14 protein-coding genes are annotated in these 21,925 nt (G+C 73.1%); 6 read left to right on the forward strand and 8 right to left on the reverse strand.

Annotated features, from left to right (window positions below):
- Nucleotides 1-2 precede the first annotated feature (2 nt).
- Nucleotides 3-455, forward strand: coding sequence for a hypothetical protein (locus tag KBX37_RS15275; RefSeq protein WP_210776600.1), 453 nt, complete (start codon nt 3-5; stop codon nt 453-455).
- 207 nt (nt 456-662) lie between these two features.
- Here KBX37_RS15275 and KBX37_RS15280 read toward each other — a convergent pair whose 3' ends face one another.
- Nucleotides 663-3,962, reverse strand: coding sequence for a S8 family serine peptidase (locus KBX37_RS15280; protein ID WP_210776602.1), 3,300 nt, complete (start codon nt 3,960-3,962; stop codon nt 663-665).
- Between the two features lie 148 nt (nt 3,963-4,110).
- Nucleotides 4,111-5,274: a DNA recombination protein RmuC gene (locus KBX37_RS15285; protein ID WP_210776604.1), complete on the reverse strand. Its 1,164-nt coding sequence runs from the start codon at nt 5,272-5,274 to the stop codon at nt 4,111-4,113.
- 54 nt (nt 5,275-5,328) lie between these two features.
- Here KBX37_RS15285 and KBX37_RS15290 point away from each other — a divergent pair, with 54 nt between their 5' ends.
- Complete coding sequence (locus KBX37_RS15290) at nt 5,329-6,141, forward strand: hypothetical protein (protein WP_210776606.1); 813 nt, start codon at nt 5,329-5,331, stop codon at nt 6,139-6,141.
- 86 nt (nt 6,142-6,227) lie between these two features.
- Here KBX37_RS15290 and ppc read toward each other — a convergent pair whose 3' ends face one another.
- On the reverse strand, nt 6,228-9,014 hold the full coding sequence (gene ppc, locus KBX37_RS15295; RefSeq protein ID WP_210776608.1) for a phosphoenolpyruvate carboxylase: 2,787 nt from the start codon (nt 9,012-9,014) through the stop codon (nt 6,228-6,230).
- 373 nt (nt 9,015-9,387) lie between these two features.
- Here ppc and KBX37_RS15300 point away from each other — a divergent pair, with 373 nt between their 5' ends.
- Nucleotides 9,388-10,428 (forward strand): S66 peptidase family protein, encoded by a 1,041-nt coding sequence (locus tag KBX37_RS15300; protein ID WP_210776609.1) that lies wholly within the window; start codon nt 9,388-9,390, stop codon nt 10,426-10,428.
- Between the two features lie 77 nt (nt 10,429-10,505).
- Here KBX37_RS15300 and KBX37_RS15305 read toward each other — a convergent pair whose 3' ends face one another.
- Complete coding sequence (locus tag KBX37_RS15305) at nt 10,506-11,417, reverse strand: cyclase family protein (RefSeq protein WP_210776611.1); 912 nt, start codon at nt 11,415-11,417, stop codon at nt 10,506-10,508.
- A 383-nt stretch (nt 11,418-11,800) separates the two neighbouring features.
- The gene (locus KBX37_RS15310; protein ID WP_210776613.1) at nt 11,801-12,703 is read right to left on the reverse strand and encodes an AraC family transcriptional regulator; all 903 of its coding nucleotides are present in this window, start codon (nt 12,701-12,703) and stop codon (nt 11,801-11,803) included.
- A gap of 163 nt (nt 12,704-12,866) precedes the next feature.
- On the opposite strand from KBX37_RS15310, the gene mfd reads away from it, so the two are divergent.
- The 3 genes from mfd (at nt 12,867) to KBX37_RS15325 (ending at nt 18,395) form a co-directional block, all read left to right on the forward strand.
- Nucleotides 12,867-16,559 carry a transcription-repair coupling factor gene (gene mfd / locus KBX37_RS15315; protein WP_210776615.1) on the forward strand — a complete coding sequence of 1,231 codons (3,693 nt, stop codon included), beginning with the start codon at nt 12,867-12,869 and terminating at the stop codon, nt 16,557-16,559.
- A 61-nt stretch (nt 16,560-16,620) separates the two neighbouring features.
- Nucleotides 16,621-17,412, forward strand: a complete 792-nt coding sequence (locus KBX37_RS15320) for a hypothetical protein (RefSeq protein ID WP_210776617.1) — start codon at nt 16,621-16,623, stop codon at nt 17,410-17,412.
- 2 nt (nt 17,413-17,414) lie between these two features.
- Nucleotides 17,415-18,395, forward strand: a complete 981-nt coding sequence (locus KBX37_RS15325) for a nucleoside triphosphate pyrophosphohydrolase (RefSeq protein WP_210776619.1) — start codon at nt 17,415-17,417, stop codon at nt 18,393-18,395.
- A gap of 103 nt (nt 18,396-18,498) precedes the next feature.
- Here KBX37_RS15325 and KBX37_RS15330 read toward each other — a convergent pair whose 3' ends face one another.
- From KBX37_RS15330 to KBX37_RS15340, 3 genes are read right to left on the reverse strand one after another with little or no spacing between them, the layout of a single operon-like run.
- Nucleotides 18,499-20,661 (reverse strand): ABC transporter permease, encoded by a 2,163-nt coding sequence (locus tag KBX37_RS15330; protein ID WP_210776621.1) that lies wholly within the window; start codon nt 20,659-20,661, stop codon nt 18,499-18,501.
- Nucleotides 20,658-21,338, reverse strand: coding sequence for an ABC transporter ATP-binding protein (locus KBX37_RS15335; RefSeq protein WP_210776623.1), 681 nt, complete (start codon nt 21,336-21,338; stop codon nt 20,658-20,660). Before KBX37_RS15335 ends, KBX37_RS15330 begins: the two co-directional genes overlap by 4 nt.
- Nucleotides 21,335-21,859 carry a PadR family transcriptional regulator gene (locus KBX37_RS15340; RefSeq protein WP_210776625.1) on the reverse strand — a complete coding sequence of 175 codons (525 nt, stop codon included), beginning with the start codon at nt 21,857-21,859 and terminating at the stop codon, nt 21,335-21,337. The genes KBX37_RS15335 and KBX37_RS15340 overlap by 4 nt, the downstream gene beginning before the upstream one ends.
- Between the last annotated feature and the right edge of the window lie 66 nt (nt 21,860-21,925).

Genomic DNA, 21,925 nt, shown 5'->3' on the forward strand with positions numbered 1-21,925 from the left:
GCATGAAGACTCCTCGGATGGTCCTCGCCGCCCTGGTCGCCTGCGCGGCGCTGACCGCCTGCGGCGGCCAGGACGGCGACGACCGGACGGGCACCCCCAGCCCCTCGGAAGGATTGCCGGTGACCAGCGCGCCCAGCAGCGGCCCGGCGCAGCCGGGCGACCCGACCGCCGTCCCGCCGACCGCTCCGCCCCCGACCGCGCTGCCGCCGACCAAGCGGCCGCCGGCCGGCCCCAGCGTGCCGCCCGGCCCCGGCGCCACCACCATCACCGGCACCGTCCAGGCCGGGGTGGAGCCGAACTGCCTGCTGGTCGAGGGGTACCAGCTCATCGGCGGCCCCCGGGACGTGCTCACCGTCGGCGCCCGGGTCACCGTCACCGGTCAGCCCAAGCCCGACATGATGACCACCTGCCAGCAGGGCACCCCCTTCGTCGTCGAGTCCGCCCGCCGCTCCTGAGACCAGCGCCGATCTCCACTGAGGTAAGACGGGTTACGCCCCTGTCCCGCGCGCTTTGCTCTGCTGCCTCCCGGCAACGGCGAAGCGCTCCCAGTGTTGCCCCCGCCGCAGCAGAGCAAAGGGGGGCGAAGGGAGGAGCCCGCCCCCGGGGATCGGGGACGGGCTCCTCTGGTGCTCGGCGGTCCGGGGACCGCCGTCAGGCGGTGCTCAGTTCACCGCGCCGATCGCGACCGAGCCACGGCCGACGACCGCGCCCTCGGTGGTGGTGACGGCCAGGTCGCCGTAGAGCTCCCGGCCGGCGGCCGGGGCGGACAGGGCGGTCACCGTACCGGTCAGGGTGGCGGTGTCGCCGTTGTCCAGCGGCAGCGGGGTGGCCGGGGCGGCCAGCGTGCCCAGCGACGGGGCCGAGAACGAGTCCCGGTAGTCGTAGGCGGTGCTGGTGCCCGGACCGTCGACGGCGTACCCGTCCACCACGACCCGGTAGGTGCCGGCGACCGGGTTGGTCAGGGTGACCGCCTCCTCCGAGTCACCGTCGGCCGAGATGCCCACCCGGGTGGCCCCCCGGAAGACCGACAGGTCCAGGTCGGCGCCGAGGTTGGCGGTGTTGCCGATCCGGGCGGTGAAGCTGCTCGCCCCGGCCGGCACCGTCACGGTGTACTCCTGCTGCGCGCCCTCGGCAATGGTCGGCCGCTCGGCGTGCACGCTGGACAGCGGGCCACCCTTGCCGGTCACCGCGACCGGGCCGAAGGTGTTGGTCAGGTCCCAGGTCACCTCGGTGGGGGTGCCGGCGGTGACCGACGGCAGCTCCACCACGGCCGGCTCGACCTTGACACCCTGCACCCGCGCCTGGAGCTGGTACGGGTTGTTCAGCGCCGGCGAGGTGCGCCGGGCCTCGACCTCGATCTCCCAGATGCCCGGGATCGGGTTCTGGTAGTCCCGCTCCTGCGGCTTGCAGACCGCGGCGTCGGAGAAGTTGGTGTAGCAGGCGGTGCTGGCGGTGCTCTCCACCGGGACGCCGTACGGGTTGATGGCGATGAACCGCGTCTGCGAGCCGGTGGCGATGCCGGAGAGGTTGACCTGGAGCGCGCCCGCCCCGGCCGGCACCGTCACGAAGTACGAGGTGAAGCTGTTCCGCTCGACCGAGCCCTCGGCCGACCAGGAGTACGCCGGCTTCTTCACGTCGTTGCCGACGACCACCACGGTGGAGACCTCGAAGTCGACCACCGAGGTGGCCGGGTCGTCGATGGTCATCAGCGCGCCGTGCGCCCCGTCGGTGCGGGGCTTGGCGACCACGTTGACGGTGACCGTCTTGTTCAGCGGCAGCACCACCGACCGCGGCGCGGTGAAGGTGCCGTCGTTGCCGCGCAGCGTGACGCCGTGCCGGATGCTGCCGGCCGGCCCGCTGGTGCGGGTGATCTTGACCTTGTACGTCCGGGTCTGGTCGACCTTCTGGCCGCCCTGGCCGGCGGCGCACCGGTTGTAGACGCCGGTGCCCCGGTTCGGGTTCGGCACGAAGCGCCCGGTGCCCGCGTCGTAGCGGGTCAGGTTCTTCGAGAGCTCGGTGCAGACCGGCGCGTCGGAGGCGTACGAGCGGGTCTCGACGCCGTCGGCGAGCAGGTCCCAGGCGCCGGGCACGTTGAGCATGCCGTAGCCCTGCGCGTAGGTGGCGACACCGGCGATCGGCTGGGCCGAGGTGAAGATGGCCCGGCGCAGCGCGGCCGGGGTGACGCCCTGGTCGTTCGCCTTGGCGGCGGAGAGCAGCAGCGCGGCGGCGCCGGCGGCCTGCGGGGAGGCCATCGAGGTGCCGTTGAGCATCTGGTAGCCCGGCGGCAGCGGGTAGCCGGCCTCGGGGACCGGGTTGCCCGCCTGCCAGGTCGGCGCGGTGGAGATCGCCGAGCCGGGGGCCGCGATGTTCGGCTTGAAGCCGCCGTCCTCACGCGGGCCGCGCGAGGAGAAGTTGAACAGCGCATTGTCCTTGCGGACCACCGAGCCGTAGTTGGCCAACCAGGTCTGCTTGCTGATGCTGGCCGCGACGCTGACCACGTTGGACGCCACCGACGGGTCGCCGATGGTGTTCAGGCCCGGACCGGAGTTGCCGGCCGAGATGAACAGCTGCACGCCGTAGGTGCTGATCAGGTCGTTGTAGAGCTGGGCGCGGGCGTTGGAGCCGTCGTTCAGCGCCGGCAGGCCGCCGATCGACATGTTGACCACGTCGACCTTGCGGTTGATCACCAGGTCGGCCATGCCGGTGGTGAGCGCCGCGGCGGTGCAGCCGCCGCCCCAGGAGCAAGCCCGGGCGGAGACCAGCTTGGCGCCGGGCGCCGCGCCGTCGAGGGCGGTGTTGCCGAGCATGTCGTTGGCGGCGGTGATGCCGGCGACGTGCGTGCCGTGGGTGGCCTCGATGATGCCGATGTTGACGTAGTCGACCAGGCCGGGGCCGCCCACCGGCGCGGTGTCGACGTCCTCGCGGTACTCGACCACGAACGGGATCTGCTCGCGGACCGCGGTGGCCGGGTTGTCGGTGCCGAAGTGCCCGACCTGGAACTTCTCCTTGTACGGGCGCATCAGCTCGTCGTCGGTGAAGTTGCGGTTCTGGTTGACGTCCACCCAGATGTCGTGGCTGGTGGTGTCGTAGAGGACACCCCACGAGTCGGTGGTGTCGCCGTCGCGGTTGACGTCGCCGGCCGGGTCGCTGCCCACCGTGATCGACTCCCGGAAGGTGGCGAACCGGTAGCTGCCGGCCGGGGCCGTCCAGGCGGTGGTGCCGATGGTGAAGGTCGGGCCGGTCACCTCGGTGATCATCGCCCGCCAGGTGGCGTCCTCGAGCGGGTCGGTCGAGGTGACCCAGTCGACGATCTTGCGCTCGCCGGTGGTGGTCTTCTGCAGCGCCGGCTGATCCAGGTCCACACCGGAGTCCATGATGCCGATGGTGACCCCGCGCCCGTCCCACTCGGGGTGGGCGGCCTTGAAGGCCTCCGCGCCGGTCTCGTTGGTCGGCATGTACGGGTTGACCGCGCCGGTGCCGGCGCCCGGCCCGGCCAGGGTCTCGCCCTGCTCGGCGGCGGTTGCGCCGTTCGGCGCGGACTCCGGGGTCGGGTCTGGGAGCTGGATGGTCTCGTCGAGGTCGACCGCGGCGACGCCCGGCAGCGTGGCGGCCTTCAGCACCTTTGCGGTGGGCACCTTGGCCAGCACGTAGCCGATCGAGTCGAAGCGCTGGCTGACCGTGCCGCCGAGGTCCTTCATCGCGGCGGCGACGTCCTTCGCCTCACCCTTCTCGGTGGCGACGATCAGGGTCACGGTCGGCGCGTGCTTCGCCTCGGCCTCGGCGAGCAGCTTGGCGTCGTGCGAGCCGAGCGCCTCGACGGCGTTGGCCGGGGCGTCCGGGGTGGTGGCGGGCGCGGCGCTCGCGGTGGCGGCGCCGCCCGCGCCGGCCATGGCGCCGGCGGCCACGACCGAGGCGAAGAGCCCGGCGGAGGTACGCCGGCTCAGGTTGCGGGGTTTGCTCACGTTCTCTTTCCTCCAGAGAACAGGGCCCTGAGATGACAGGGCACGCGTGAGCGAATCCTTTGTGCTGCGTTGTGGCGGTGTCACTACCGAACGCTGCCTTGTGACCTCTTCGTGACATGCACAGCTGCGCACTGTCACATCCAGGACGCTAGCTGGACCGGTCCAGGGTGGACGTGCCGTCCAACAGCTCCGGAGCCTGCGGCTGCCGGGGCGCGACCTCCACCTGGGCCGGGGCCGCCAACTCCTGGTCGGAGACGCCCAGCTCGGCCAGCTTGCGGGCGCTGACCAGCACCCGCGCCTCCAGCGAGCCCACCGCGCGGTTGTAGGCCGTGACCGCCCCACCCAACGAGGTGCCCAGCTTGCCGACGTGGTCGCCCAGGGTGGACAGTCGCCCGTAGAGCTCGCGGGCCAGCGAGTGGACGGCGACCGCGTTGCGGGCCAGCGCCTCCTGCCGCCAGGAGTAGGCGACCGTGCGCAGCAGGGCCACCAGGGTGGCCGGGGTCGCCAGCACCACGTCGCGGGCGAAGGCGTGCTCCAGCAGCGTCGGGTCGCGCTGCAACGCCACGTCCAGGAACGGGTCGGCCGGCACGAAGAGCACCACGAACTCCGGTGTCGAGTCGAACGCCGCCCAGTACGACTTCGCGGCCAGCGCGTCGACATGCGCCCGCAGGTGCCGCGCGTGCGCGTCGAGGTGGGTGTCCCGCCCCCGCTCGTCGCGCGCCTCCATCGCGGTGAGGTAGGCGTCGAAGGGCGCCTTGGCGTCCACCACCACCGTCCGCCCGCCGTGCAGCCGGACCACCAGGTCGGGGCGGACCCCCTGGTGGTCGGTGGCGGCGGTGACCTGCTCGTTGAAGTCGCAGTGCTCCAGCATGCCGGCGGCCTCGACGATCCGGCGCAGCTGGTGCTCGCCCCAGCGACCCCGCACCTGCGGCGCCCGCAGCGCCGCCACCAGCTGCTTGGTCTCGGTGCGCAGCTCGCCGGAGACCGTGCTCATGGCGCGGACCTGCTCGCGCAGCTCGGCGTAGGCGTCGACCCGGTCGCGCTCCAGCTCGCCCACCCGCTGCTCGTAGCGGCGCAGGGTGTCGTGCAGCGGGGCCACCGCCCGGGCCACCGCCTCCTGCGACTGGGCGGTCGCCTCGTAGCTCAGCGCCCGCATCGACTGCTCCAGCCGCCCCTCGCCCTCCCGGTTGGCCGCCAGGGTGGCCTCCAGGCGGGCGATCTCGGCGGCCGACCAGGCCCGGGCGGCGTACCAGCCCGCCGCGCCGCCCCCGGCCAGGCAGACGACCACCACGGCCAGCGTCGAGAAGTCCATCACCAGAGCTTGCCAAACGGGTACGACCCATCGTCTGCGGGTACGTTCAGCGGCATGGAACTTCTGCTCGTGGCGATTCTCGTGGCCCTCCTGGTCGGCGGGTTCGTCTGGTGGCGGCGGGAGCAGGCCGCCCGCGAGGCGCGCAGCCTCGCCGACGTGCGCGCCGACGCCCAGCGCTGGTACGAACGCCTCGGCGGCCAGGTGATGAACCTGCACGGCGACGCCCCGGCCGTCCGCCAGGCGCTGGTCGACGCGGCGGAGCGCTACAACGCCGCCGGCAGCCAGCTGGAGCAGGCCGGGACGGTCCAGCAGCACCGGCTGGCCCGGGAGACCGCGCTGGAGGGGCTGGCGTACGCCCGGGCGGCGCGGGTGGCGCTCGGCCTGGACCCGGGGCCGGAGCTGCCCCCGCTGGCCGCCGCGCAGGGTACCGGCGAGTTGACCAAGGAACGCCAGGTGCAGGTGCAGGGGCAGACGTTCAAGGCCGGCCCGCAGCCGGGCCAGGACACCCCCTACTACTACCCGGGCGGGCGCTACCAGGGGCGGCCGGTGCCGGCCGGCTGGTACTCCACTCCGTGGTGGAAGACCGCGCTGGGCGCGGGCGCCGGTGTGCTCGGCGGGCTGCTGATCGCCGACGCGCTCTTCTCGCCGGCCTTCGCCGACCCGGGCTACGGCTACGAGGCCGGCTACCAGGAGGGCTTCGGTGACGGCGCCGACCACGGCGACCAGGGCGCCGCCGGGGACCAGGGCGCGGACTACGGCGACCAGGGCGATGTCGGCGGCGCGGACCAGGCGGCCGACTTCGGCGGCGGGGACTTCGGTGGTGGTGACTTCGGGGGCGGGGACCTCGGCGGCGGCGGCGACTGGTGACCGCCGGCTGAACGGCACGCGAAAAGGCCCCGGTCGGCGTGACCGGGGCCTTTTCGTCGCATTCGTCAGCCGGTGTTGCGCACCCGTCAGCCGGTGTTGCGCATCCCGGCGGCGATGCCGTTGACCGTGGTGAGCAGGGCCCGCTCCAACGCCGTACCGTCGCTCGGTGCGCGGCGGCCGCCCGGCGCGGTCGCCACCGCGCGCCCGGCGGCCCCGGAGTCCCGGTACTGCCGCAGCAACGCCACCTGGAGGTGGTGCAGCGGCTCCAGGTAGGTGTCCCGGACCGCGAGGGTGCGCTGGAGCACCGGCGAGTTCTCCAGCAGCGCGGGTGCGGCGGTCACCGCCAGCACCTCCTGCTTGGTCAGCTCGTACTCCTGCTCGATCTTGTCGAAGATCGGGTGCAGCTTCTTCGGGACCAGGGTCTCCACGTAGCGGCGGGCGATACTCAGGTCGGTCTTGGTGAGCATCATCTCGACGTTCGACAGGAACGTGCGGAAGAAGTGCCAGTTGCGGTTCATCTCGGCGAGCACGTCCTCCAGCCCGGCCGCCCGCGCCGCCGCCAGCCCGGAGCCGACCCCGAACCAGCCCGGCACGATCTGCCGGGTCTGCGTCCAGCCGAACACCCACGGGATGGCCCGCAGCCCGCCCAGCCCCGCCCCGGTGTTCGGCCGCTTCGCCGGCCGTGAGCCGATGTTGAGCGCGCCGAGCAGCTCGGTGGGGGTGGAGGCCCAGAAGTACGCCGGCAGGTCCGGGTCCTCGACCAGCCCCCGGTACGAGCGGAACGCCGACTCGGAGACCACGTCCATCGTTGCGTCCCAGCGCTCCAGCATCTCGGCCGGCTGGCGGGGCGCGGTGTGCAGCAGCGTCGCCTGGAGCACCGCCGCCACGGTCAGCTCCAGGTTCTCCCGGGCCAGCGCCGGCAGCGTGTACTTGTCGGAGATGACCTCGCCCTGCTCGGTCACCTTGATCGCGCCGTCCAGGGTGCCGTACGGCTGGGCCAGGATCGCCTCGTGGGTCGGCCCGCCGCCGCGCCCGACCGTGCCGCCCCGGCCGTGGAAGAGCCGCAGGTGCACGCCGTGCCGGGCGGCCACGTCCCGCAGCGCCCGCTGCGCCCGGTGGATCGACCACTGGCTGGTGGTGATGCCGGCCTCCTTGTTGGAGTCGGAGTAGCCCAGCATCACCTCCTGCACGTCGCCGCGGGCCGCGACCAGCGCCCGGTACGCGGGCAGCGACAGCAGCTCGTCGAGCAGCTCACCGCCGGCGTTCAGCTCGGACGGGGTCTCCAGCAGCGGCACGAAGCCGATCCGGGCCCGGCCGCTGTGCACGTCGATCAGCCCGGCCTCGCGCCCCAGCACCACGGCGGCGAGCACGTCGTCGACGCCGAGGGTCATCGAGATGATGTACGACTCGATCACGTCGGCGCCGAACCGGTCCTGCGCCTCGCGGATCGCGCCGAACACGTCGAACGTCTTCTGCGCGTTCTCGGTCAGCGGGGTGTCCAGCGTCGACAGCGGCCGGCGGCCGGCCAGCTCGTCGGCGAGGAGCTTGGTCCGCTCCAGCCGGGTCAGCGACGGGTAGTCCGACACCTCGCCGACCGCCGCGTAGAGCTGGGCCAGCACCGCGTGGTGCGCCTCGGCGTGCTCGCGGACGTCCATGGTGGCCAGGTGCAGGCCGAACGCGGAGACCGTACGGATGGCGGAGGCGAGCCGGCCGACGGCGGTGAGCTGCCCGGAGTTGCGCGCCAGCGAGGCGCGCAGCAGCTCCAGGTCGGCGATCAGCTCGGCCGAGCCGCGGTAGTCCCGCCCCGGCACGTGCGGGGTGCCCCGGCGCAGCCGCTCGCGGGTGTTGGCCAGCTTCGCCTTCACGCACCGCGCCTTGAGCCGGTACGGCTCCTCGGCGTTGACCCGGCGGAACCGGGGCGCCACCTCGGGCAGCGCGTCCAGGTCGGCGGCGAGGCTGGCGGAGAGGTCCAGCGACACCGCCCGCAGCCGCCGGGAGACGGAGACCTCGTTGATGAGCTGGTCCATCGCCTTCTCGGTGGCGCTGATGCCGTGCTCGTGCTGGATGTGGAGCACCTCGCGGGTGACCGTCGGGGTGACGAACGGGTTGCCGTCCCGGTCGCCGCCGATCCAGGTGCCGAAGGTCAGCGGGCGGGCCGTCGGCGAGGTCTCCACGCCGAGGGTGCGCAGGGTGTCGGCGAGGTCGTCGAGCACCTGCGGGGCGGCCTCGGCGTACAGGTCGCGCAGGTAGTAGATGGCGTTGCGGGCCTCGTCGGTCGGATCCGGCCGGTCCAGCCGCAGCTCGTCGGTCTGCCACATCAGGTCCAGCAGCTCGGCCAGGCGCCGGTTGGCCGGGCCCTCGTCGCTGGCGCCGTAGAGGATGGCGTTGGTGGTCTCGGTGTCCAGTTCGTCGGCGATGGCGCGCAGCTTGGACAGGATCGAGCGGCGGGCCGCCTCGGTGGGGTGGGCGGTGAAGACCGGGCGTACCGCGAGCCGGCGGGCCGCCGCGGCGATCTCCTCGGCCGGCACGCCCCGCTCGGCGATCATCTTGGCCGCCTGGTCCAGCCACCCGCCGTGCGCCGCCCGGCGGCGGCGCAGGTCCCGGGCGCGGTGCACCTGTTCGGTGATGTTGGCCAGGTGGAAGTAGGTGGAGAAGGCGCGGGCCAGCTTGGTGCCGGTGGTGACGTCCAGCCCGCCGAGCCGCTGCGCGGCGGCGGGGGCGTCCGAGCGGACCTGGGCGCGGATCTCCTCGACCAGGTCGAGCAGGGGGCGGCCCTCCTGGCGGGCCAGGGTCTGGCCGAGCAGAGTGCCGAGGCGGCGGATGTCGGCCCGCAGGGCGGCGTCGGGGCCGTCGTGGTCGTGCTGGTCGGTCACCATGCGCTCCTTACGTGAGTACGAAGGACAGCGCTGTCCGACTCCGTCGATCGTATCCGTGGGGACCCGCCGGTAAGGAGGGGGCCCGCAATGTCACCTTCCCCACGATCTCCGCCGGGTTCACCCGTCCGGCCTGGTGTCCAGCTGCCGGCCCGGCCGTCGAGCGGCCCGGGCGCCGACCAGCAGGGCCGCCGTGCGGGGTAACCACTCGCGGGTCCGCAGCTCCGGCTCCACCTCCACGTCGCCAGCCTAGGGCCCCGCTTGCCGGGGTTCGCGGCGTTTCCCCCGTCCCTGCCTGGCGAGGGCCCGCCACCTGATCGGGGTCGGCCACACGACCGGAAAACCCGTTGGCCACGCTCGGTAGCGTCCGGACATGACCTTCCCGACCTACCCGCGCAAGCCCCGCCCCGGCGACCGGGTCGCGGTCGTCTCACCCTCCGCCGGCCTGCCGGGTCTCTTCCCCCACGTGTACGAGCTGGGCCTGCGCCGGCTGCGCGAGGAGTTCGGCCTGGAGCCGGTGGAGTATCCGACGACCCGGACGATGGGCGCCGACCCGAGGGACCGGGCCCGGGACCTCACCGCCGCCTTCGCCGACCCGACGATCACCGCCGTGCTGGCCACCGTGGGCGGCGACGACCTGATCACGGTCACCCCGCACCTGGACGACGCGGTGCTGCGGGCCAACCCGAAGCCGTACTTCGGCTACTCGGACAACACCAACATCCTCAACCACCTCTACCGGCTGGGCGTCGTGGCGTACCACGGCGGGTCGGTGCTGGTGCACCTCGGCCGGTCCGGCCGGCCGCACCCGCTCACCCTCGACTCGTTGCGCGCCGCCCTGTTCACCTCCGACTGGTACGACCTCACGCCCGCGCCGGAGTGGGGCGACGAGCCGCGCGACTGGCGCGACCCGGCCACCCTGGCGGAGGAGCCGGTGATGTTCCCCGGCACCGGCTGGCACTGGCAGGGCCCGTCGACCGTGGTCCAGGGGCGCACCTGGGGCGGCAACCTGGAGATCCTGCACTGGCTGATGGCCGCCGACCGGGTCCCCGCCGCCGCGGAACTGGCCGGCTCGGTGCTGGTGCTCGAAACCTCGGAGGAGCTGCCGAGCGCCCAGGAGGTGTTCCGGATCGTGCGGAACATGGGGGAGCGGGGGCTGCTCGCGGCCTTCCCCGCCGTCGTCGTCGGCCGCCCCAAGGCGTGGGACTTCGACAGCCCCCGGTCGGTCGCGGATCGGCTGGCGTGGGCCGAGGCGCAGCGGGAGGCGGTCAGCCGGGCGCTGGCCCCGTACCGCCCCGACGCGGTGGCGGTCTTCGACGTCGACCTGGGCCACACCGACCCGCAGCTGATCATCCCGTACGGCGGGGAGATCCGGGTGGACGCCGTCGAGCGCCGGATCTCGGTCCGGTACTGAGCAGCGGTGGGCCGCCCGGTCCCAGCCCTGCTCGCTGTTCCTCGGTGCCCGCGTCCGGTGGGCGCCGAGGAGTCGGGTCAGCCGACGACGGCGAAGGCGCGGACCGGGAAGGTGCCCATGCCGGCCACCATGGGCGGAGCGGCGGTGAAGCGGAACCCGTCCGGGGGCAGGGCGTCCAGGCCGGTCAGGTGCTCCACGATCGGGATGCCGGCGGCCAGCAGCGCGCTGTGCGCCGGGCGCTCGCCCCCGGAGGTCGGGCTCATGTCGTCGATGTTGACCGAGTCGACGCCGACCAGCGCGGCGCCCGCCTCGACCAGAGCGCGGGCCCCGTCGCCGGTGAGGTACGGGGCGTCCGGCGCGCCGTACCGGTCGGTGCCGAAGTGCGCGGACCAGCCGGTGTGCAGCAGCACCGCGCGCCCGGCGACGTCGTACGGCGCCACCAGCAGCCGGTCCACCGCGCGCGTGCCGGCCGGCACCCGGACCACCAGGCCGGGCAGGTCGGCGAGCCGGTCCAGCGGGACGCCGGTGAGGTCGGCGCCCTCGGACCAGCGGTGCGCGGGAGTGTCCAGGTACGTCCCGGTGTTGGCGATCATGTCGATCCGGCCCACCTGGAACTCGGTGCCGGGGGCGTAGGTCGCCCGGGACGCCTCGCGGGTCAGCCACTCGCTGATCCGGGGGGCCGGCCAGCCGGGCAGGGTGGTCATGCCGTCGGCGATCACGTGACTCAGCTCGACCAGGCGTCGACCCGGGTCACCGGGATCGGCGGTGACGCCCCGGCCGCCCTTGTGCGGCTCCTCGATGATCGTCCGGCCGGTGATCCGTACGTCGGCGACCATCAGCAGCCCGAGGTGCCGGACGAAGAGTGCGGCCAGCGCCTCGTCGTCGATCTCCCGCCCCGGGATGTCCAGCCGGAACCCGTCGGTCCGCAGCCCGCCCCCGTTGGCGAAGGTTACCTCCGCGTCGAACTGCGCCCGATACTGCTCTCCCATCCACCCACCCGACCACGCCCACCCACCCCAGTCAAGATCCACCGACCCCGCCGCCCGTGCAAGATCCGCGCACTTTCGGAGAACTCGTGGCCTCCGGCGCGGAAACAGCCCCGCTTTCCGTGAATCTGCGCCCGTGAATCTGCGGGTGGAGGGGCGCGGGTGGTGGAGGTGCCGCGCCTGGGGGGTCGCGGCACCTCCACGTCGGGCGGGTCCCTGCGGGGCCGCCCGTTCCCGGCGGGGGCTGCGGGCCTCCCCGAACAGGTCCGCGCACCCCCTCCGGCCGCCTCGTCGGGCGGCTCGGTCCGGGTTGACGTGGTCCATCCTCGGGGCGGGGCAGGTCCGCGGTCTTGAAGATTCTTGCTCGAATGGCCCGCCGGGGTCGGTCAGGCCGCCTCGGCGGCGGTGAGCAGCCGGCGCAGCCGGGCCGGCGGGTGGCCCACCTGTTCCCGGACCACCCGGGTCAGGTGCGCCTGGTCGGCGAAGCCGTGGTCGGCGGCGACCGTGCCCAGCGGCTGCCCGTCGTCGTCGGCCAGCACGTCGAGCACCGCGCGGACCCGCAGCCGGTTGCGGTACGCGGTGAGGCTCTGCCCGGTGACCCGCTGGAACACCCGGCTCAGGTGGTGCGGCGAGCAGCCCACCCGCTCGGCCACCTCGGTCAGCCCCAGCCGGAAGTCGGAGCCGGCGAGCACCTCCCGGGCCCGGTCGGCCAGCCGGCGGTGCGCGGCCAGGGTGGCGGGACGCCGGCCGATGGCCCGTTCGATCTCCGCGCCGGGCTCGCCGGCGCCGATCGGGCTGACGCTGAGCAGCCGGCCGACGAAGCGGTGCATCCGCTCGGTGAACTCGAACCGGTCCATGCCCCGCGCGCAGCGGGCCACCAGCATCCGGTGTTCCAGGTCGAGGCGTTCGTCCACGCTGCCGTCCCAGCCGCGCCGGTCCAGCCACTGCGCGGCGTCCGGCCGGTCGGCCAGCAGCTCCGGTGACAGCTCCAGGCAGGTGTAGACGTCGCCGTCGCCGAGCGGGTGGCTGACGTGCATCTCGTCGCCGGGCCGGCTGAACAGCACCGAGGTGGCGTCGGCGAAGGTGAGCTGGCCGTTGAGCCGGCGCAGCGAGGCCCCGGAGCGGCCGAGGAACACCCGGTGGCCCAGGTTGGGCAGCGGCCCGTGCCAGCCGGGATCGTCGACGAGGCAGCGCACCTGGTAGAGCAGGGCACCCCCGGTGACGCCCAGCACCCGCCACCGGCCCGAGGTGGTCCGTGCCCGGGGATCACCGCCGACCTGGTCCGGCATCGTTCCTCCCGTCGCCCGCGGCCGCCGCGGATCCGGTACCGGCCCGGCCGCCACGGCTCCAGCCCGGATTGTCTCCCGAGCGGGATAGTCTCGACAGGTGCACCCCCCGTCCGGCTGGACGCGGGGCCGTCGTCGTGCGTCGATTTCCTGGAAGTGATCACAGATGCTCACCGGACTCTTCTCCGCCGCCCTGGCCGACCCCGGGCTGGCCCGGGCGCGTGACCTGGCGCGCTCCGGTGCCGCCCAGGTCGACGGCCTCGACCTCACCGCCCCGGCGGCGCTGCGCCCGTTCGCCGTCGCCGCCGTCGCGGCCGATCCGGTCGACGCCGGCGCCGGCCGGCCCGTGCTCGCCGTGACCGCCACCACCCGGGAGGCCGACGACCTGGCCTCGGCGCTGGGCAGTCTGCTCCCGCCCGAGCAGGTGGCGGTCTTCCCGTCCTGGGAGACGCTGCCGCACGAGCGGCTCTCGCCCCGCTCCGACACTGTCGGCCGCCGCCTGGCCGTGCTGCGCCGGCTGGCGCACCCGCAGTCGGCCGACGCGCACGGCCGTACCGGCCCGCTGCGGGTGGTCGTGGCGCCGGTGCGGTCGCTGCTGCAACCGCAGCTCAAGGGGCTCGGCGATCTCGAACCGGTGCAGCTCACCGCCGGCGACGAGGCCGACCTGGAGGAGGTGGCCCGCCGGCTCACCGACATGGCGTACGCGCGGGTCGACCTGGTCACCAAGCGCGGCGAGTTCGCGGTGCGCGGCGGCATCCTGGACGTCTTCCCGCCCACCGACGAGCACCCCTCCCGGGTCGAGTTCTGGGGCGACGAGGTGGAGGAGATCCGCACCTTCGCCGTCGCCGACCAGCGCACGATCGAGCAGGTTCCGCAGCTCTGGGCGCCGCCCTGCCGGGAGCTGCTGCTCACCCCGTCGGTGCGGGAGCGGGCCGCCGCCCTGGCCCAGGAGCACCCGGAGCTGGCCGAGATCCTCGACAAGCTGGCCGAGGGCATCCCGGTCGAGGGGATGGAGTCGCTGGCGCCCGCGCTGATCGGCGCCGACTCGATGGAACTGCTGCTGGACTGCATGCCGGCCGGCACCCACGTACTGCTCTGCGATCCGGAGCGGATCCGCACCCGGGCGCACGACCTGGTCCGTACCTCCGACGAGTTCCTCCAGGCCAGTTGGGCCGCGGCCGCCGTCGGCGGCCAGGCCCCGGTCGACCTCGGCGCCGCCGCCTTCCGGACCCTGGCCGAGGTACGCGCGGCGGCCCGCACGCTGCGCCAGCCCTGGTGGACCCTCGCCCCGTTCGGCCTGGTCGACGACCTTCATTCGGTCCGGAGCGCCGGCTACCGGCGCGGAGGCCGAATTATGGTCGAGGCGGAGGCCGCCCCGGCCCGGCAGCCCTGGGAGGACGAGCCGACCGAGGTCGACGTCACGCCCGACGACGCGATCGCGGTGAGCCTGGCGGCGCAGCCCGCCCCGCTCTACCACGGCGAGACCTCCCGGGTGGTCGACGACCTCAAGCGCTGGGCCGGCGAGGGCTGGTCGATCGCGCTGGTCTTCGAGGGGCACGGCCCCGCCCAGCGGGCCGTCGAGGTGCTCCGCGACGCCGGTCTGGGCGCCCGGCTGGTCGAGGAGGTGCCGGCCGCGCCCGCCCCCGGCGAGGTGCTGGTGAGCTGTGGCTGCCTGACCGCCGGCTTCGTCGACGAGGCGTCCCGGTTCGTGCTGCTCACCGGTAACGACGTCACCGGCGGCCGGGGCGCCTCGACGCGCGACATGCGCAAGATGCCGAGCCGCCGCCGCAACACCATCGACCCGCTGGAGCTCAAGGCCGGCGACCACGTGGTGCACGAGCAGCACGGCATCGGCCGGTACGTCGAGCTGGTGCAGCGCACCGTCAACGGCGCCTCCCGGGAATACCTGGTCATCGAGTACGCGCCGAGCAAGCGCGGCCAGCCCGGCGACCGGCTCTTCGTCCCCACCGACCAGCTCGACCAGCTCAGCCGCTACGTCGGCGGCGAGCAGCCCACCCTGCACAAGATGGGCGGCTCGGACTGGCAGAAGTCCAAGGCCCGCGCCCGTAAGGCGGTCAAGGAGATCGCCGCGCAGCTGATCCAGCTCTACGCCGCGCGCAAGGCGTCCAAGGGGCACCAGTTCGCCCCCGACACCCCGTGGCAGCGGGAGCTGGAGGACGCCTTCCCCTGGCAGGAGACGCCGGACCAGCTCGCCGCGATCGAAGAGGTCAAGCGGGACATGGAGCAGACCGTCCCGATGGACCGGCTGATCTGCGGCGACGTCGGCTACGGCAAGACCGAGATCGCCGTCCGGGCCGCCTTCAAGGCGGTGCAGGACGGCAAGCAGGTGGCCGTGCTGGTGCCCACCACGCTGCTGGTGCAGCAGCACTACAACACCTTCGCCGAGCGGATGAGCCAGTTCCCGGTGACCATCCGGCAGCTGTCCCGCTTCCAGACGCCGAAGGAGTCCGAGCGGACGTTGGAGATGATCGCCGACGGCACCGTCGACATCGTCATCGGCACCCACCGGCTGCTCCAGACGGCGACCCGGTTCAAGCAGCTCGGCATGGTGATCATCGACGAGGAGCAGCGGTTCGGCGTCGAGCACAAGGAGCACCTGAAGACGCTGCGCGCCTCGGTGGACGTGCTCAGCATGTCGGCCACCCCGATCCCGCGGACGCTGGAGATGGCGATCACCGGCATCCGGGAGATGTCCACCATCGCCACCCCGCCGGAGGAGCGGCACCCGGTGCTCACCTTCGTCGGGGCGTACGACGACCGGCAGGTGGCCGCCTCCATCCACCGTGAGCTGCTCCGCGACGGGCAGGTCTTCTACCTGCACAACCGGGTCGAGTCGATCGACAAGGCGGCCCGGCGCATCCGCGAGCTGGTGCCCGAGGCGCGGGTCGCGGTGGCGCACGGCCAGATGGGCGAGGACGCCCTGGAGAAGGTGATGGTCGGCTTCTGGGAGAAGGAGTTCGACGTCCTGGTCTGCACCACGATCGTGGAGTCCGGCATCGACATCCCGAACGCCAACACCCTGATCGTGGAGCGGGCCGACCTGCTCGGCCTGGCCCAGCTGCACCAGATCCGGGGCCGGGTCGGCCGCGGCCGGGAGCGGGCGTACGCGTACTTCCTCTACCCTCCGGAGAAGCCGCTGACCGAGCACGCCCACGAGCGGCTGGCCACCATCGCCCAGCACACCGAGCTGGGCGCCGGCATGTACGTGGCGATGAAGGACCTGGAGATCCGGGGCGCCGGCAACCTGCTCGGCGGCGAGCAGTCCGGCCACATCGAGGGCGTCGGCTTCGACCTGTACGTCCGGATGGTCGGCGAGGCGGTGTCGGCGTTCAAGGGCGAGCGCCAGGAGGAGGAGGCCGACGTCAAGATCGACCTTCCGATCGACGCGCACCTGCCGCACGACTACGTCGGGGTGGAGCGGCTGCGGCTGGAGATGTACCGCAAGCTGGCCGAGGCCCGCGACGAGGAGCGGCTGCGCGAGGTGGTCGCCGAGATGACCGACCGGTACGGCGAGCCGCCCGTCCCGGTGCAGAACCTGGTCGCGGTGGCCCGGTTCCGCCTGCTGGCCCGCCGGTACGGCCTGACCGACGTGTCGATGCAGGGCAAGCACCTCCGGTTCGGCCCGTTGCCGCTGCCGGACTCCAAGCAGCTGCGGCTCAAGCGCTACCACCCGGACTCGGTCTACAAGCAGGCCACCGACCAGGTCAGCGTGCCTCGGCCGAGCACCCGCCGGATCGGCGGCGAACCGCTGCGCGACCAGGCGCTGCTGGAGTGGTGCGCGCAGCTCCTCTCCGACGTCCTGGGCGAGCCGGCGGCGCTGGCCGGGGCGTCGGCGTGAGGGGGCGCGCCCGCGGTGGGCGGCGTCACACCGTCGTAACGGGCATGAGAGAGTGACCGGCATGCGTGCACGCCGTCTCATCGCCGCCGCCAGCGTCGCGGCTCTCGGTGTCCTCTCCCTCGCCGCCTGCGGGAAGTCCTCGCCCGACGTGGCCGCGTACGTCGGTGACCGGACCTACTCCGTCGACCGGGTGGACGCGATCTACGACGACGCCCAGGCGAAGTACGCGGAGGCGATCCGCCAGAGCGCGACGCAGGCCGGCGCCACCCCCGACGCCGAGCAGCTCCGCTCCCGGGTGACCCGGCAGGACGTGGTGAACCTGCTGGTCAGCATCGACCTGGGCAAGCGGGTCGTGGCCGAGCAGGGCCTCCAGGTGCCGGACCAGGTCACCCCGGAGCAGCTCGCGCAGCAGCTCCAGATGCCGCCGCAGGCCGAGTTCGCCAAGCTCTGGGGCGAGTGGGCCGACATCTCCATGGTGCTCAGCCAGAAGCTGCCGCCGGCCGAGCTCAGCGACGCCTCGGTGATGGCCGTCTACCACGCGATCGAGGAGACCGGCGGGATCCAGGCCGGGCTCTCGGTGGGCGAGGTGCGGCAGCTCTTCGGCGAGGGCGGCTTCGTCCGTACCGCGTCGGCGCTCGGCGCGGCGCTGGAGGAGCAGGCCGACAAGGTGGACCTGTCGGTCAACCCGCGCTTCCGGCCGCTCGGCGTCCCGTCCTGGGTCAACAAGGGCCAGGAGCTCGTCTTCTACGCCCTGCCGTACGTCGACGCCAGCGGCCCGGTGACCGACATCTCGACCCCCGAGCCGGTCACCACCCCGGCGGAGCAGGCCGGGTCGGCGTCGGTGGCCCCCTGAGCATGTCCACACGGATCGTCCTGCTGGTCACCTCGCCCCGGCTGCCGGCCGGCCTGCTGACCTCGGCCGCCTGGGACGTCGTACGCTCCGCGCCGGTGCTGACCGGCGGGGAGAGCGCGCTGACCACGGCGGTGCGGGCGGCGGGTGCAGAGGTGACGGTGGTCGAGGCCGGCGCGACGCAGGCGCTGCTCGACGCGGTGGCGGCGCACGGCACGGCGGTCTGGCTGGCCGGTCCCGCCGGTGACGAGGCGCTCGCCCGGGAGCTGGGCCTGCGGCTGGCCCGCCAGCCGGGGCTGGCCGAGCTGGAGCTGATGTACGGCTCGTGGGACCCGCCCGGCGCGCGGCTGCTCGACGCGGTCGAGGTGATGGACCGGCTCGCCTCGCCCGGCGGTGACCCGTGGAAGCGCTCGCAGACCCATCGCAGCCTCGCCGGCTTCCTGCTGGAGGAGTGCTACGAGGCGTACGACGCGATCAGCGCCGACGACACCGACGCGCTCCGCGAGGAGCTGGGCGACGTGCTGCTCCAGGTGCTGCTGCACGCCCGGCTGGCCGAGGAACTGCCCGAGGGTGAGCGGTGGAGCGTCGACGACGTGGCCGGCGGCCTGGTGGACAAGATGGTCCGCCGCAACCCGCACGTCTTCGCCGGCGCGGAGGCGGGCACGCTGGAGGAGATCGAGGCGAGCTGGGAGCGGATCAAGCAGGCGGAGAAGGCCCGCGCCTCGGTGCTGGACGGCATCGCGCTGAGCCAACCCGCCCTCGCGCTGGCCGCCAAGATCCTGGACCGCGCCGGCCGGATCGGTCTCGCCGTTCCGCCCCCGCTGGCCGACACCCAGGTCGACCCGGAGGCGCGACTCGGTGCGAGCCTCCTGGCCACCGTGGCGGCGGCCCGCGAGGCCGGCATCGACCCCGAGGCGGCGCTGCGCCGCGCCACCTTGGCCTATGCGGACGCCGTCCGCGCGGCCGAACGTGCCACTCGCGACTGACCCCGCACGTCGCCGCTGCACGATAGAAGCCGGGTAAGCCGAGAGGCCTCCGCACGGTTTCTGTGAGCGGCGGGGGGTGCAATTCCCCCGCCGACTCTCCCAATCATTCGCTGCGTGCGGTCTCCGGGCCGGTGATGCGCTCCAGCAACGGCAGGGTGGAGGCGATGATGCCGAGGCAGGCCACCAGGCCGATGATCACGATCGCGTAGAATCCGACGCCTGGAGCGGTGAGCGTGTAGTCCATCTGCGCCTTGAGGAACAGCTGTGCGGCGAGGAAGCCCATGCCGATCGCGACTACGGCGACGGCGAGCATCGGTACGGCGCTTTCCAGGAGGACCACGCGACGCAGGATCCGCACCGGCGCGCCACTGAGGCGGAGCAGGCTGAACGGGCGCTTTCGCTCGCTGAGGCCGCCGACCACGCTGACCGCGAGGCTGCAGCCGGCGAGTGCGAGGCTGGCGACGATGATGACGTTGGCCAGCTGTTTCCAGCCGCGCAGCGTGTTGGCGAAGTCCGACTCGAAGTCGCCGGGCACGTTGGGGGCCACCCAGAATTCCGTCGGGTAGGCAACCTCGAGGACGGTGCGCGAGCGTTCCAGCGCGGCGACCGAAGCGTCGGTGCCGACGACGATCGACGCCACCGGCAACCGCTGGAGTTCGCCGACTGTGACGGATGCGGCGGGCCAGACCCTCGTGGACGATGCCGGTTGCTTGAAGGGCATGAGGCTCATCGGCACCTCGGCAACGGTGGCGCCGTCGGCGCACCGGCCGTACGCCGCCGGCAGATCGGTGCACGCGACCACCCACCCATCGTGGTCGTTGCCGCGGACCGGGTTCTCGCGGACCACCGTCGCGCTGCGCACGCCAGGGATCGCGCGCAGGTCGGTCAGCACCGTGTCGGGCACCGACGGCGGGTTCTCGGTGAAGACGGTGGACATCGTGCCGGCGCCGGTCGATCCGATCGGCGCCGGGCCGCGGTTGGCGACGATCGTGTTGATCACGCCGACGGCCACGCTCGTGACGAAGAGGGCGAGCATGATGCCGCTGATCGCCCGGAAGCCGGCCTTCGGGTTGTCGGCGAGGCGCCGCGCGGCGATGAGCGTGGCGGGCCGGCTGGCGCGCCGCGCCATGACCCGGGCGCCGATCATGGTCAGCCAGGGACCGGCGAGGATCAGGCCGGCCATGATCAGCAGCAACCCGGGCAGGAAGATGGCGGTCTGGCCGTCCGACGTGGGGGGCCGGTAGACGAGGGCGAATACCAGCACGGCGACGCCGAGCACGAGCGGGATCAGCCGGTACGCGCGAGGCGGACGCGGGGTGACCCGCCGGGTGACGCCGAGCGGGGAGATCCGGACGCGCCGGAGCGAGACCCGCGCCGCCAGCGCCGCGCTGGCCGGAACGCCGAGCGCGACCACCAGGATGTCCAGCACTCCCAGCGACATGTCATTGGTGAAGAACCGCATGCCGGTGAACGGAATCGCGGCGAGCTGGCCGCGGAACGCGAAGAACAGCACGAAGCCGAGGGCGGTGCCGGCGACGGCCGCCGAGGCCGCCTCGACCGCCGCGATCAGCGAGATCTGTTTCGGTGTCGCGCCGACCAGGCGCATCGCGGCGAACCGCTCCTCCCGGCGGGCGGCGCTGAGCCGGGTGGCGGTGCCGATGAAGATCAGCACCGGAAACAGCAGTCCACCGGCTATCACGCCCATGATGAGGTTCACCATGGTCTCGGGGAGCGCGGGAGTGTTGTCGCCGACGCTGGAGATCTGCCGTGCCTGAGGCAGCTTCGCGACCGTGTCGGGGGTGCTGCCGACGATGACGAGCAGGGTGTCCGGCGATGCCAGCGCCGCCCGACCGATCGTGCCGAGGTTCCGTCCGGGGTAGCGGTCGCTGAGCTGGTCGGCGGGGTTGGCGGCGAGCAGTTGCTGCATCGACGGCGAGGCGTAGTACTCGCCCGGCCCGGGCGTCTTCGGAATGCCGATCGGGGTGAGCGCGCTGGGTCCGGTCGCGGCGACGTCGATGCGGATGATCTGCTCGCCGTGGAAGTAGTCGTCCCGTGTCGACCACCACAGCGGATCTGCGGTGCCGCCCGTGGACGCGGTGGGGTACAGCGATGCGTACCGCGTGAGCTGCGCGTTGACGGCGTTGACGCCGGCGAGGGTGGCCAGCAGCAGCCCGGCGCCCACGGCGACCGCGGCGGCGATGATGACGAGGCGGGTGAGCGCCTCCCGGCCGCCGGCCACAGCGAGGCGAAGCCCGAAGCCGATCATGACGCGATCCGATCCGGCGCGTTCACGCGCCCGTCGCGGACGATGACCTCGCGGTCGGCGTACGCGGCGACCCGTGGTTCGTGGGTCACCAGGATGACCGTGGTGCCCTGCTCGCGGGCCGCGGCGACCAGCAGGTCCATGACCTGCTCACCGGTGAGCGAGTCGAGCGCACCGGTCGGCTCGTCGGCGAAGAGGACCTTCGGCCCGGCGACCAGGCCGCGGGCGAGGGCGACGCGCTGCGCCTGGCCACCGGACAGTTCCCCCGACCGGCGCTGTTCCATGCCGTCCAGGCCGAGCCGCTCGAACCAGCCGTACGCCTTCCGCAGCGCCTCCGTCCGGCGGACCCCGCTGAGCAGCAACGGCAGGGCGACGTTCTCCGCTGCGGTGAGCTCCGGGACGAGTTGACCGAACTGGAACACGAACCCGAAGCGGTCCCGGCGCAGCCCGCTGCGCTCGGCCTCGGTCATGGAGTCGACCCGGGCCCCATCGAACAGGACCTCGCCGGAGTCGGGAACGAGGATGCCGGCCAGGCAATGCAGCAGCGTCGACTTGCCCGAGCCGCTGGGCCCCATGATGGCGAGGATCTCGCCCGAGTCCACGGCGATGCTGGCGCCCCGCAGCGCGGGAGTCCTGCCGAACGAGAACACCACGTTCCGCGCTTCGACCGCGATGGTCATGGCCGTACCTCCTTCTTGAGGGCGTCCAGCCGGGCGGCGGTCATCTCGATCCACCGCAGGTCCGCCTCCAGGTGGTACAGGCCGTGATCGGCCAGCAGCGCGTCGACGAGGCTGCCGTTGCGCTTGATTTCGGTGAGCTCGCGCATCCGCTGCAGGTGTGCGCTGCGCTGGGTGTCGAGGTATTCGCCGGCGGGGCGGTCCAGCATCAGCGCGAGCACGACCTTGGCGAACAGCACCGTCTGCAGATGCGGCTCCGGCTCGACCGGCTGGGTAAGCCACTGCTCGACCTCAGTCGCGCCCAGGTCGGTGATGACGTAGCGCTTGCGGTCGGGCCCGTCGCCCGGGCCAACCTCGCTGATCACCACCTTGCCGTCGCGGGCCAGTCGGCTGAGTGTCGAATAGACCTGGCCGAACGGCAGCGGCTTACCGCGGCCGAAGTACGCGTCGTATTCGCGCTTCAGGTCGTAACCATGGCTGGGCTCCCGTTCGAGCAGGCCGAGGAGGGTGATGGGAACGCTCATGCCAGCAGACTACACCGAGGGTATACACCGCGTATATAGCCTCGAATCGTTCATGGTCGTGCACCG

Origin of the sequence: Micromonospora sp. U56 (assembly GCF_018070095.1) — a bacterium.
In the GTDB taxonomy this organism is placed as follows: domain Bacteria; phylum Actinomycetota; class Actinomycetes; order Mycobacteriales; family Micromonosporaceae; genus Micromonospora; species Micromonospora purpureochromogenes.

Excerpts from the sequence above, each read along its gene's own strand:
- KBX37_RS15275 (WP_210776600.1), top strand. The coding sequence starts at position 3 with ATGAAGACTCCTCGGATGGTCCTCGCCGCCCTGGTCGCCTGCGCGGCG.
- KBX37_RS15285 (WP_210776604.1), bottom strand. The coding sequence starts at position 5,274 with ATGGACTTCTCGACGCTGGCCGTGGTGGTCGTCTGCCTGGCCGGGGGC.
- KBX37_RS15290 (WP_210776606.1), top strand. The coding sequence starts at position 5,329 with ATGGAACTTCTGCTCGTGGCGATTCTCGTGGCCCTCCTGGTCGGCGGG.
- KBX37_RS15300 (WP_210776609.1), top strand. The coding sequence starts at position 9,388 with ATGACCTTCCCGACCTACCCGCGCAAGCCCCGCCCCGGCGACCGGGTC.
- KBX37_RS15305 (WP_210776611.1), bottom strand. The coding sequence starts at position 11,417 with ATGGGAGAGCAGTATCGGGCGCAGTTCGACGCGGAGGTAACCTTCGCC.
- KBX37_RS15310 (WP_210776613.1), bottom strand. The coding sequence starts at position 12,703 with ATGCCGGACCAGGTCGGCGGTGATCCCCGGGCACGGACCACCTCGGGC.
- mfd (WP_210776615.1), top strand. The coding sequence starts at position 12,867 with ATGCTCACCGGACTCTTCTCCGCCGCCCTGGCCGACCCCGGGCTGGCC.
- KBX37_RS15320 (WP_210776617.1), top strand. The coding sequence starts at position 16,621 with ATGCGTGCACGCCGTCTCATCGCCGCCGCCAGCGTCGCGGCTCTCGGT.
- KBX37_RS15325 (WP_210776619.1), top strand. The coding sequence starts at position 17,415 with ATGTCCACACGGATCGTCCTGCTGGTCACCTCGCCCCGGCTGCCGGCC.
- KBX37_RS15330 (WP_210776621.1), bottom strand. The coding sequence starts at position 20,661 with ATGATCGGCTTCGGGCTTCGCCTCGCTGTGGCCGGCGGCCGGGAGGCG.
- KBX37_RS15335 (WP_210776623.1), bottom strand. The coding sequence starts at position 21,338 with ATGACCATCGCGGTCGAAGCGCGGAACGTGGTGTTCTCGTTCGGCAGG.
- KBX37_RS15340 (WP_210776625.1), bottom strand. The coding sequence starts at position 21,859 with ATGAGCGTTCCCATCACCCTCCTCGGCCTGCTCGAACGGGAGCCCAGC.